The following is a 12,408-nucleotide window of genomic DNA, read 5'->3' as shown; positions in this document are numbered from 1 at the left end:
ATTGAAAAATTGACAGATGCCCGGAAGTAGCAGTACTTTCAAACAATCCGTCACTTATAAACGATAAATAACGATGAAAGGGAAATATATTCTATTTTTATTTTGTAGTCTCTTCCTTTGTGAAGTTTCTGCGCAAACACTGGAACAGGCACGCACCTTATTTACAAAAGGTGATTATGAAAAAGCCAAGCCTGTATTCAAAAAGTATGCAAAATCCCAACCTTCCAATGGAAATTATAATTATTGGTACGGCGTATGTTGCCTGAAAACCGGAGAAGCCGAGGAAGCGGTAAAACCGCTCGAAATGGCAGTAAAGAAACGCGTTGCCAGCGGCCAGCTATACTTGGGGCAGGCTTACAATGAAACATATCGCTTTGAAGACGCGGTAGAATGTTTTGAAGAATACATCGCCGACCTGAAGAAGCGCAAAAGACCGACAGAAGAAGCTGAGGAGTTGTTAGAAAAGAGTAAGGCCGACCTGCGCATGCTGAAAGGCGTAGAGAACGTTTGCATTATCGACAGCTTCGTTGTAGATAAAGCAACTTTTCTGAATGCTTATAAAATCAGCGAAGAATCGGGTAAGCTATTCACGTTCAACGATTTCTTTCAAACAGAAGGAAATCATGAAGGAACTGTCTACGAAACTGAAATCGGAAATAAAATCTATTACAGCGAGAAGGGCGAAAGAGGAAATTTAGATATATTCTCAAAGAATAAGTTGCTGAACGAATGGAGTAACGGGCGTCCGCTCCCCGGCAGCATCAACGCTTCCGGCAATGCCAATTATCCGTATGTAATGTCGGACGGCATTACTATTTATTATGCAAGTGACGGTGAAGGGTTGGGTGGATATGATATTTTCGTCACCCGCTACAACACGAACAACGACACTTATCTCGTACCGGAAAATGTAGGTATGCCGTTCAATTCTCCATACAATGATTATATGTATGTCATCGACGAATATAACAACTTGGGTTGGTTTGCTTCCGACCGCTTCCAACCGGAAGGGAAAGTCTGTATCTATGTATTCATCCCGAATAATTCAAAACAGACTTACAACTACGAAGCGATGGATCAGGAACAAATCATCCGTCTGGCACAAATCCATTCATTGAAAGAGACTTGGAAGGACAAACAGGCAGTCGCCGAAGCATTGCAGCGTTTGGAAGCCGCTATCAGCCATAAGCCGAAAGAACGTCGTGTCGTCGACTTTGAATTTGTCATTGATGATAACACAACTTATTATCTGATGAATGACTTTAAATCCGCCAAAGCCAAACAGCTTTTCCAACGCTACCAGCAGATGGAAAAAGACTATCAGCAACAGGAGGAAAAGTTGAAGAGCCTGCGCCAGCAATATTCTACAAGCAACAAACAGGGAAAGGACAGAATGGCTCCTGCCATCCTCGACCTGGAGAAACGCGTATTGCAAATGTCGGGCGAACTGGACGCACTTGAAATCAATGTACGTAACGCTGAAAAAACTAAATAAATTAATAACACCAAACTATGGATATACTCATTATCGCTGTTCTCATCATTGCCGCAGTCATACTGTTTCTGGTAGAACTATTCGTCATCCCGGGCATCAGCCTGGCCGGAATTTCTGCATTGGTTTGCATTCTTTATGCTAACTACTATGCATTTGCCAATATAGGAATGGCAGGAGGGTTTGTCACTTTGGGGATATCGGCTGCCGCCTGCATAGGGTCGCTAGTATGGTTTATGCGGTCGAAAATGCTGGACAAGCTGGCATTGAAAAAGGATATCGACTCGAAAGTAGACCGCAGCGCAGAGCAAAGTGTGAAAGTCGGCGACACAGGTATCAGCACTACCCGCCTCGCACAAATCGGTTATGCAGAAATTAACGGCAAGATTGTGGAAGTCAAGTCAATAGACGGATTCCTCAATGAAAAGACACCAATTATCGTAAGCCGCATCACCGAGGGCACAATCATGGTTGAGAAACACAAAAAATAATATTCACTTAATACAATTATCAATGGATCAATCTCTTTATTTACCTATCTTCTTGATAGCGGGAGGTATTATTTTCTTAATACTGTTCTTCCATTACGTGCCGTTCTTCCTCTGGTTGTCGGCCAAAGTATCGGGTGTCAACATCTCGTTGATACAACTGTTCCTGATGCGTATCCGTAACGTTCCGCCGTATATCATCGTGCCGGGAATGATTGAAGCTCATAAAGCCGGATTGAAAAACATCACACGTGACGAACTGGAAGCCCATTACCTGGCGGGAGGGCACGTGGAAAAGGTAGTTCATGCCTTAGTGTCCGCGTCGAAAGCAAATATCGAATTATCATTCCAGATGGCAACAGCCATCGACCTTGCCGGACGTGACGTTTTTGAAGCTGTACAAATGTCCGTGAACCCGAAAGTTATCGACACTCCGCCCGTTACGGCTGTAGCGAAAGATGGTATCCAGTTGATAGCCAAGGCTCGTGTAACGGTACGTGCCAGCATCAAGCAGTTGGTTGGTGGTGCAGGTGAAGATACGATTCTTGCCCGTGTAGGCGAAGGTATCGTTTCGTCCATCGGTTCTTCTGAAAATCATAAGTCAGTACTCGAAAACCCGGACTCTATCTCCAAGCTTGTACTCCGCAAGGGATTGGATGCAGGAACCGCTTTCGAGATTCTGTCTATTGACATCGCGGACATCGACATAGGTAAGAATATCGGTGCCGCTTTGCAGATTGACCAGGCTAATGCGGACAAAAATATCGCTCAGGCGAAAGCTGAGGAACGCCGTGCAATGGCTGTCGCTTCCGAACAGGAAATGAAGGCGAAAGCGCAGGAAGCCCGCGCGAAAGTTATCGAAGCGGAAGCGGAAGTCCCCAAAGCAATGGCAGAGGCATTCCGCAGCGGCAATCTGGGTATCATGGATTATTACCGGATGAAGAATATCGAGGCTGACACTTCAATGCGCGAAACTATTGCCAAACCGGCAACCGGCAATACGGGCAATCAGCCATTGAGTAAATAAGTTACTGTAAACGCCGGAACCCGGTTTCATTTCAGTTTCAAGACGTATCCTCCTTCCCCTACGGAAAAAAGAAGGATGCTTCTTCTGAACTTAAATCCGGTTCCGGCGTTTCTATTTACAGATACAATCATATTGTAAAACTAAAACCTTTCAATAACATGAAAAAGTACTTTCCATCCTCTGAATTGATTATCAACGAAGACGGTTCGGTATTCCATCTTCACGTAAAGCCTGAATGGCTGGCAGACAAAGTTATTCTGGTAGGCGACCCCGGACGTGTAGCACTCGTAGCTTCTCATTTCGAAAACAAAGAATGTGAAGTGGAAAGCCGCGAATTCAAAACGATCACGGGCACGTATAAAGGAAAACGGATTACCGTAGTTTCTACGGGAATCGGGTGCGATAATATCGACATCGTGATGAATGAACTGGACGCTCTCGCCAACATCGACTTTAACACACGGGAAGAAAAGGAACAATTCCGCCAGTTGGAATTAGTGCGCATCGGCACGTGTGGCGGCTTGCAGCCTAATACTCCGGTGGGTACATTCGTTTGCTCGCAAAAGTCCATCGGCTTCGACGGGTTATTGAATTTCTATGCCGGACGCAACGCGGTATGTGACTTGCCGTTTGAGCGTGCTTTTCTCAATCATATGGGTTGGTCGGGAAATATGTGCGCTCCCGCTCCTTATGTGATTGATGCCAGCGAGGAACTGATTGACCGGATTGCCAAAGATGACATGGTACGCGGTGTGACGATTGCCGCCGGTGGTTTCTTCGGGCCTCAGGGGCGTGAGCTTCGTGTGCCGTTGGCAGACCCGAAACAGAATGACAAGATTGAAGCATTCGAATACAAAGGTTTCAAGATTACCAACTTCGAGATGGAGAGTTCGGCTTTGGCAGGACTTAGCCGGTTGATGGGACATAAGGCGATGACTGTCTGTATGGTGATTGCCAACCGACTGATTAAAGAAGCCAATACCGGATACAAGAATACAATCGACACGCTGATTAAGACTGTTCTTGACAGAATCTAAAAAAAACAAAATGAGGGGGAGAAAAAAGTCTCTTCCGGCTTTAATTCAGGCACGGATTACATGGAGTACCACAGTTTTATTTAAATCAGAACTGTGAATTTCACGTAATCCGCACCTAAACTTTATAGATAATATCCTTTTCATCAATAGCCAATCGTGAATCTTTCCTGATGATGTTTCGGATTCTCCAGTTCATCAATCATTGCAGCAGCATAATCTTCTACAGAAATATGGCTATTCCCTACGATATCCACAATCATATCATCTTTGCCAAGACGATAACGCCCAGTACGTACCCCCGATCTCATGTCCGCTGCCGGAGAGAAAAACACCCAGTCTATCTCCTTTTCTTTCTTCAGAAAGTTCAGATAAAATTCTCCCAACGCTTTCACTCCGGGCAAAATATTTTCGGGTACCTCGCCGGAATCCATCAACCGCAATCCCGGAGCAATGAATAAGGAACCGGCACCGCCGACCATCAGAAAACGGTTAATCCCCGCCTTCTTCACTCCGTCAATAATAGTCAGATAAACTTTGATAGTCTCATCATATATATTGGGATTATTCCATCCCGGATTGAATGCGCTGATTACGGCGTCCGCTCCTTTACAAACCTCCGCCACCTCGTCGAGCGAAGACACGTCTGCCTTCACGACTTTCAGGTTCTCATTTTCTATCTTTATCTTTTCAGGATGACGAACCACGGCGGTCACTTCAAAGCCGCGGTTCAAAGCTTCATTCAGTATAGCCGAACCCACAAACCCGCTTGCGCCTATGAGGACAACCTTCTTTACTTTCTTCATATTCCAACAATTTTTAGGATGTTATTACTGCTCTAACAACACTACAACAACCGGAATGTTGCTTTGCTTTTGGATATTTAATCAACCAATATATGATTCTACCCTCCCTTTCATTCTATTTTTTACTCAGAAACAACTATCTTTGCACCATCCAAAAAGAAATACAATGAACCAAGATACTATCTGTGCTATTGCTACCGCCCAGGGCGGTGCTATCGGAAGCATCCGTGTTTCCGGTCCGGAAGCTATTTCCATCACCAGCCTTATCTTCAAACCGGCAAAAGCCGAGAAACGGCTCTGTGAGCAGAAGCCATATACTTTGACTTTCGGTCATATCTACGATGGGGAGGAGATTATCGACGAAGTACTAGTCAGTCTTTTCCGTGCTCCTCATTCATATACAGGTGAAGACTGTACGGAAATCACTTGTCATGGTTCTTCTTATATTCTCCAACAGGTGATGCAACTGCTTATCAAGAATGGTTGCCGCATGGCTCAACCGGGGGAATATACGCAGCGTGCATTCCTCAATGGCAAGATGGATTTAAGTCAGGCAGAAGCTGTGGCGGACTTGATTGCGTCTTCATCCGCTGCTACTCACCGACTGGCAATGAGCCAAATGCGTGGTGGCTTCAGCAAGGAACTGACTGACTTACGCAACAAGCTATTGAACTTCACCTCTATGATTGAACTGGAACTGGATTTCAGCGAGGAAGATGTTGAATTTGCCGACCGTTCGGCATTGCGGAAATTAGCTGATGAAATAGAGTTGGTCATCTCCCGCCTGGTTCATTCTTTTAGCGTAGGCAATGCCATCAAGAATGGCGTCCCCGTAGCTATCATCGGTGAAACGAATGCAGGAAAATCTACGTTGTTGAATGTTTTATTGAATGAAGACAAGGCTATCGTCAGCGATATTCACGGAACAACTCGTGATGTAATTGAAGATACGATTAACATCGGTGGAATTACGTTCCGATTCATTGATACTGCCGGTATCCGGGAAACAAACGACACAATTGAAAGCTTGGGTATTGAGCGCACATTCCAAAAGCTGGATCAGGCAGAAATCGTTCTTTGGATGGTAGATTCCGTGAATGCTGCATCGCAGATTGAACTGTTATCAGAAAAGATAGTTCCACGTTGCGAAGGAAAACGTTTAATTGTTGTGTTCAACAAGGCTGATTTAATTGAAGAAAATCAAAAAGAAGATTTATCAGCTTTATTGGAGGATTTTCCCAAAGAATCTACAGAACACATTTTTATTTCAGCAAAGCAGAGAGGGAATACTAGCGAGTTACAAAAAATGCTTATTGATGCGGCGCATTTACCTACGGTTACCCAGAATGATATAATCGTAACAAATGTAAGACATTTCGAAGCTTTAACTAAGGCTTTGAATGCTATTCATCGAGTGCAAAACGGACTGGATATGCATATATCTGGTGATTTTCTTTCGCAGGATATACGTGAGTGCATTTTCTTCATTTCGGATATTGCGGGGGAAGTTACGAATGATATGGTACTTCAGAATATTTTTCAACATTTTTGCATCGGCAAGTAACGGCTAGTAAACAGCCATAACCAACCATAGCTAATTAGAAGAAAGTCGCTGATAACCAGCGGCTTTTCTTTTTATATGGTTTTCAGTCAAATCTGACTGGTTGCGGATTTCCAGCATTATTTTGTACCATAATTCTACCGCCGAACAATTAAGCGGACACTTCGCACTCATCATAGCGACATCTTGGACACGATGTGAGACGCTATGAGAATGAGCGGAACCGCTATAGAAGACACAGTGTGAGACGCTGTGAGAAATTGTGAGACGCATTGAGACAGAATAGGCGAAATTAAAGACGACTAAAATATGGAAATCCAAAGAAAATGCCAGTGGTGCGGCAAACCATTTATAGCACACACGATGGTAACACGCTATTGCAGCAAATCGTGCAATGAAAAAGCGTACAAAGAGAAGAAGCGGAAGCAGAGGTTACAGGAATACGAGGAACGGCAAAATGAGCAGCCCATGCAGGAAGTCGGTATCGTAGGAAGCAAGCTGTATCTCTCCCCTGCTGAAACCGCAACACTTTTAGGCATCAGTCGCGCCACCATATACCGACACATGGCTGCCGGTATCATTCGGGCGTTGCAACTTCGTGGACGTACCATTATCAGAAAATCGGATATTGAAAAAATGTTTGATGATGCACCCGACTACAAGAAGCGCAGCTATGGACGGAAACAGACCGTTCTTTATTACACCACGAATGAGATTCTGGAGAAATACCAAATTCAGAAGAAAACCCTGTATCGTCGATGCAAGTTATACAACATCCCTAAGGTTGAAGAAGGCAATCGTGTGTTCTACAATCGCACCCTTATAGATAAATACTTTGCCGACCTTGCCGAAGAAATCAATCCGGACTGTTATTATACCCCGGAGCAGGTCATAGAAAAGTACGGTATGAGCCGTAATGCCGTGGTCACCTTTGCCCTGCGGCACAATATCCCCCGTATCAACCGCCACCACGAGGTGTATTACTCCCGTGCACATATAGACGCCATCAAAGAAAAGCAGGACAAATTGAATCCCAACTATTATACCTATGCGGAAATCACCGAGAAATACGGGCTTTCCAAAATAAACATCAGCTACTATGTCAACAAATACGACATCAAACGGTTCAAGCAAGGAAGCCGGACAATGGTGCTACGTTCCGAGTTTGACAAAGTCTATATAGAGCATCGTGATGGAACATATACACCCAAGAAACGGGAAAAGAAAAGCGACCTGCCGAAAGAGACCTTTGTAATCCCTGAAGGTTATTACTCATCCGAGCAAATTGCGGCAACCTATCAGATGAACAGGAAAACCATTTGCAAGCTATGCCGTGAAAACGACATTCCTAAAATCAGTCATGGTGGGTTCAATTATTACGAGCAACTGTCAGTTGACAGATTCTTTGCCAAATACAAGGCTGCAGATAATATAAAGGAATGGATTAGTGCGGAGCAAATGGAGGAAATCTATGGTATGAGCAAAGATGCCAGATGCTCGTTTGTAGATCGGCATAAAATCCCGTCCCGTGTTGTTTATGGCAAAGTCCAATATTCAAAAGACCATATCGACATCATCAAAAGCAGAGGTTTCGACCAACGGGAAATGTATTACAGCGTAACCGAAGCAATGGAAAAATATAACCTGCGCAGGGATGATGTCTACAATTATGCGAGGTATAACAAGATACGGAAGATGCATCACGGAAAGTCCATGTTCCTGTTGAAAGAGGATTTTGACAAGGTGATGGCTGAAAAATCCGGTATCTGAGAATTATTCCGCACAGACAAGAATCATTTTCAGCAATGGCAGTCATCAGCATTGTTTCATTGTATTGGTTTGCAACAAATTAATCACCAATTATAAAAACATATCATTATGCACGAATGTAAAACTGTAACATTGAGGACAAGACCTCTAAAGAAAAACATGTTGTCGTTCTATCTGGATTATTATCCCGGTTATCGCGACAAAGAAAGTATGAAAGTAATCCGTCATGAATCTTTGGGCATCTACATCTATGCCGAACCAAAGAATCAACGGGAACAGAACTTTAATGCCGTCATGTCGGAAAAAGCGGAAGCCATCCGATGCCGACGTTTTGAATCCATCGTAAATGAGCGATATGATTTCTTTGACAAGAGCAAGATGAAAGGAGATTTTCTTGCCTATTATAAGAAAACACTCCGCAAGCACGACCAGAAATGGGAGTTCGTATATCTGCATTTTTCCAATTTCGTGGGTGGTAAATGTTCGTTCGAGGAAATTGATGTGGACTTATGCAACAAGTTTAGAGAGTATCTGCTTAATGCAAAACAACTTAGACGTCCTGAGCGTCCCATATCACGCAATTCGGCTGTGGGCTACTGGTCCACATTCAGAGGATTTCTCAAAATACTCTATCGCAACAAATTGATTCACTCCAATGTAAATGATTTCTTGGAGAAGATAGAGCCGGAAGATGTAGTGAAAGACTACCTGAGCGTAGATGAACTGTACAGATTGGCAGAAACACCTTGCAAGATACCTGTTCTGAAAACAGCCTCGTTATTCTCTTGTCTGACAAGTCTGAGAATCAGCGATATTCTCACATTGCGATGGGAAGAAATAGTGGACTTTGCTGCCGGAGGAAAATGCGTCCACACCGTCACTCAAAAGACAAAGACAGAAGACATCATCCCCATTAGTGACGAAGCCTTGCAGTTGATTGGTTATTCTCCCGAAAAGACAGGACTGGTATTCAAAGGATTGAAAAGATGCTGGACGCAATACCCCATGAAAGAGTGGATCCGAGCCGCAGGTATCACCAAAAACATCACCTTCCACTCCTATCGAAGGACATTCGCCACTTTACAGGCAGCTGCCGGAACAGACATCCGAACCATCCAAAGCATCATGGCACACAAGAGCATCACCACAACCCAACGATACATGAAAGTGGTGGATAGCAACAAGCGAAAAGCCAGCAACAAAATTTCCTTGATCCGTAAGTATTAACGGTCATTTTTGCCTCTTTTATATGGTTAGAGTATGATTTTCGAGTATGATTCATATTCTAACCATAATTATTTGTCAATATCAGTCCAATAACCATTAGTATTTATGGTTATATGGAAATTAGTGCTGAACTTTACACCATAAAACAGTAAACAATCACAACTATATGGAGAATAATATACAAGTTCAGAAAGCAGCTGACATCAGCAGTTTGGCTGGAGTGGTCATCGTTTCACTCTCGGCACTCACCGCATACAATATCGGTGAAAAGTTCAATCACAACATCCTGTTTGATGCCACCATTTTTATCATCTCTTTGGTAATGCTTATTTTGACCTTTGCCATATTCCGCAAAGTAATGGCAGGGCTTTTTACGACAACCTCAAGTAGTACTACAAATAAGCAAGTACAAAGCGAATGTTCGCAAGAAAGCAACCATCAAAATGCTAATCAAGATCCAGTCGAAGAGGAACAGATACCTGATAGTTTGGAGAGATATGAGAGCATTCTTGTGGAAGAGCAACTGAAGGAGGTGAAACGGAAAAGGGACATCATGATAGCTATCCGCGAATATGTAGTGGAAAAGACCTCGAAATATCTCTCAAAAGAGAATATCAGCACACTATTCCGGAATATAGAGTGTATTGCCGAAAACCGGGTTAACGATTGTCAGCCAATCCATTCAACGAAAGAAGCAAAAATCAGTTCTCCCTCTTTAAGACACTTAGCTTGGAATATTGGAGAACGGCTTGGAGTCTCCCGTCGCGACAGAGCGATATTCATTAAATCTTCTTTCCCATACGAATTGCGCAACGCTGATATAGAATATCTGGAAGCAAATTTGCGTGTTAATGTCCCATGCGACATTCCTATTGACGTGCCGGACAAAGGAGATTTCCACTTTCACAACAATACTTGAAAATTAAATCGTGCAGACGGTAATCATTGTTCCGGCTGACAGATTTCTGCAAAATTTCATTCTGTTGGTTTGCAGCATATTAATTCTAATTATTGAAGATATGAACACAACAGATTTGACTTTTAATGACCTGCCCAAAGTGGTAGGCGAACTCTGCGAGAGAATCGCAGGAATGGAAAATTTACTTAGGGACACTCTTAACCGCCAAAGCGAACCAAAAGAGAATTTGCACGTACCAATGACAGTGCAGGAAGCCTGTGCCTATCTGAAAATGCCTGTCTCCACCTTTTATTACAAGATAAAGAAGGACAACATTCCGGTTATCAAACAAGGAAAGCACCTTTATATCTATCGTGACGAGCTCGACAAATGGCTGGAGGCATCACGCAAAACTTCAGTACCTCTCACCTATGAGGAAGAAAACGAAGCGATGTATGCCTCACACCGTCGCAAGCCTAATCCTAAAAACTGGTGAGTATGGAAACGGCAACACCCATTGAGGATTTTGCTCAAATCACTACGAGATGGCAAGAGACCATGCTCAGTCTGGAAAAGGTGTACGAACAGGAGCCGGAAGTCCTGAGTATAGGCGGAGTGGCTATCGGGACATTGGGAAATTTCAGTGCATCCATTGGCAAGGCAAAAAGCAAAAAGACCTTCAACGTGTCGGCTATGGTAGCAGCAGCTTTGTCCGGAAAGGAAGTCCTTAACTACACAACGGATTTTCCCGCTGGGAAAAACCGCATCCTTTACATTGACACAGAGCAGAGTCAAAACCATTGCATGATTGTAATGCATCGTATCATGAAACTGGCAGAGTTGCCGACTAATGAGGATTGCGACCGTTTCTATTTTCTCGCTCTACGCAAGTTCAATCCGAAGGAGCGTTTGGCTATTATAGACGATGCTATCAGTCAGATTGAAGGGCTTGGTTTTGTCGTGATTGACGGAATCCGTGATTTGGTTTATGACATCAATTCACCGAGTGAAGCCACATGTGTAATATCCAAACTTATGCAGTGGACCGACGAATACCAGATTCATCTTCACACCATTCTTCATCAGAACAAAAGTGATGAAAATGCCCGTGGGCATATTGGCACGGAAATCAATAACAAAGCGGAAACGGTCATCCAAATCGAGAAAGACAAGGACGACAGCAACATCAGCAAAGTGGAAAGTGTACATACCCGCTCAAAGGACTTCCTGCCATTCGCTTTCTACATCAATGACCAATCGCTTCCCGAACTTCTGCCGAACTATGTGCCGACCAAGAAAAGTGCTGGTCGTCCCAAACAAGAACCATTCTCCCCAGGTAAGGACATTCACGAATCCACCCACCGTAAGGCTCTCGAACTGGCTTTTGAGGGAAAAGAGACTATTTCGGGATATAAGGCTTTGGAAGAAGAACTGACCACTGCCTACGAACTGGCAGGAACAAAATTGAATCACAACAAGATTGTGGAAACAATCAAGTTTCTCACGAACAAACGGATGGTGGTTCAGGAAAGCCGTGGCATTTATCGCTTCATACCGGATTACCACTATTGACTCTCCACTTGACTTTATTCTCAAAGCGTGTATTCTTGTGTAAGTCGAAGTTAAGTGCAACGGCTGGTTTCATGATAATTCTCGAAACTGGTCGTTGCAGTCTTATTTCCCCGACCTATCTTTTTTAAGCTAAGGGCTTGCCCGTTGTACAAAGATTATCTTGTACGGGGAGCCTAATACCCCAAGCGACCAAGCGGTCGTTTGAGAGTGCCAGATGTTTCAGCAAGCTGATTGGTGAAAAGAAGGCGTTTTTTGGACCTTTTATATTTTTGCCAGCCTCGATATGTCATTCTTGACAAAGACGAAATCAACACGCCAATTTGCGTCCGGGTTTACCCGTTATACAACATTTATTGAGTTAGGATAACTCAATACCCCAAGCGATGAATCGCTCGTGAGAAGTTGCCAATACCAGGCAAGCAGGATATGGCTTTATTGCGATTATAGAATACCTTAACTCTCCACGCAATCCTGTTTTGGTTGGGATATCCTCTGTTTGATAGCTGGCAGGGATAAGCGCATTTCAATAATGC

11 protein-coding genes are annotated in these 12,408 nt (G+C 43.7%); 10 read left to right on the top strand and 1 reads right to left on the bottom strand.

The annotated features are described in order from the left end of the window. Positions 1-73 precede the first annotated feature (73 nt). The 4 genes from ACGHVY_RS02770 (at position 74) to ACGHVY_RS02755 (ending at position 4,044) form a co-directional block, all read left to right on the top strand. The gene (locus ACGHVY_RS02770; RefSeq protein WP_390596978.1) at positions 74-1,495 is read left to right on the top strand and encodes a tetratricopeptide repeat protein; all 1,422 of its coding nucleotides are present in this window, start codon (positions 74-76) and stop codon (positions 1,493-1,495) included. 17 nt (positions 1,496-1,512) lie between these two features. Beyond that, positions 1,513-1,983 (top strand): NfeD family protein, encoded by a 471-nt coding sequence (locus ACGHVY_RS02765; RefSeq protein ID WP_308746314.1) that lies wholly within the window; start codon positions 1,513-1,515, stop codon positions 1,981-1,983. 22 nt (positions 1,984-2,005) lie between these two features. Further along, positions 2,006-3,007 carry a flotillin-like protein FloA gene (gene floA / locus ACGHVY_RS02760; RefSeq protein ID WP_308746313.1) on the top strand — a complete coding sequence of 334 codons (1,002 nt, stop codon included), beginning with the start codon at positions 2,006-2,008 and terminating at the stop codon, positions 3,005-3,007. 158 nt (positions 3,008-3,165) lie between these two features. Beyond that, complete coding sequence (locus ACGHVY_RS02755; protein WP_303876019.1) at positions 3,166-4,044, top strand: nucleoside phosphorylase; 879 nt, start codon at positions 3,166-3,168, stop codon at positions 4,042-4,044. Between the two features lie 143 nt (positions 4,045-4,187). Here ACGHVY_RS02755 and ACGHVY_RS02750 read toward each other — a convergent pair whose 3' ends face one another. After that, positions 4,188-4,847, bottom strand: a complete 660-nt coding sequence (locus tag ACGHVY_RS02750) for an NAD(P)-dependent oxidoreductase (protein ID WP_308746312.1) — start codon at positions 4,845-4,847, stop codon at positions 4,188-4,190. 166 nt (positions 4,848-5,013) lie between these two features. Between ACGHVY_RS02750 and mnmE the strand changes: the two genes are divergently transcribed. The 6 genes from mnmE to ACGHVY_RS02720 all read left to right on the top strand — a co-directional run bounded on the left by mnmE (position 5,014) and on the right by ACGHVY_RS02720 (position 11,875). Continuing rightward, complete coding sequence (mnmE, locus tag ACGHVY_RS02745; protein WP_390596974.1) at positions 5,014-6,411, top strand: tRNA uridine-5-carboxymethylaminomethyl(34) synthesis GTPase MnmE; 1,398 nt, start codon at positions 5,014-5,016, stop codon at positions 6,409-6,411. A 306-nt stretch (positions 6,412-6,717) separates the two neighbouring features. Next, a complete protein-coding gene (locus ACGHVY_RS02740) occupies positions 6,718-8,178 on the top strand; it encodes a helix-turn-helix domain-containing protein (protein WP_390596972.1) in 1,461 nt (486 codons plus the stop codon). Between the two features lie 108 nt (positions 8,179-8,286). Further along, a complete protein-coding gene (locus ACGHVY_RS02735; protein WP_122295003.1) occupies positions 8,287-9,405 on the top strand; it encodes a site-specific integrase in 1,119 nt (372 codons plus the stop codon). Between the two features lie 166 nt (positions 9,406-9,571). Then, positions 9,572-10,324, top strand: coding sequence for a hypothetical protein (locus ACGHVY_RS02730; RefSeq protein ID WP_122295001.1), 753 nt, complete (start codon positions 9,572-9,574; stop codon positions 10,322-10,324). Positions 10,325-10,424: 100 nt separating this feature from the next. Continuing rightward, positions 10,425-10,799 (top strand): helix-turn-helix domain-containing protein, encoded by a 375-nt coding sequence (locus ACGHVY_RS02725; RefSeq protein ID WP_057280007.1) that lies wholly within the window; start codon positions 10,425-10,427, stop codon positions 10,797-10,799. A 2-nt stretch (positions 10,800-10,801) separates the two neighbouring features. Next, entirely contained in the window at positions 10,802-11,875 is a 1,074-nt protein-coding gene (locus ACGHVY_RS02720; protein WP_390596970.1) for an AAA family ATPase, read from the top strand. Positions 11,876-12,408 lie beyond the last annotated feature (533 nt).

The sequence above is a fragment of the Bacteroides sp. f07 genome (genome assembly GCF_042854785.1).
Classification (GTDB): Bacteria; Bacteroidota; Bacteroidia; order Bacteroidales; family Bacteroidaceae; genus Bacteroides.
Note: the sequence above shows the minus strand (reverse complement) of the source record. Positions and strands in the feature narration are given on the sequence as shown.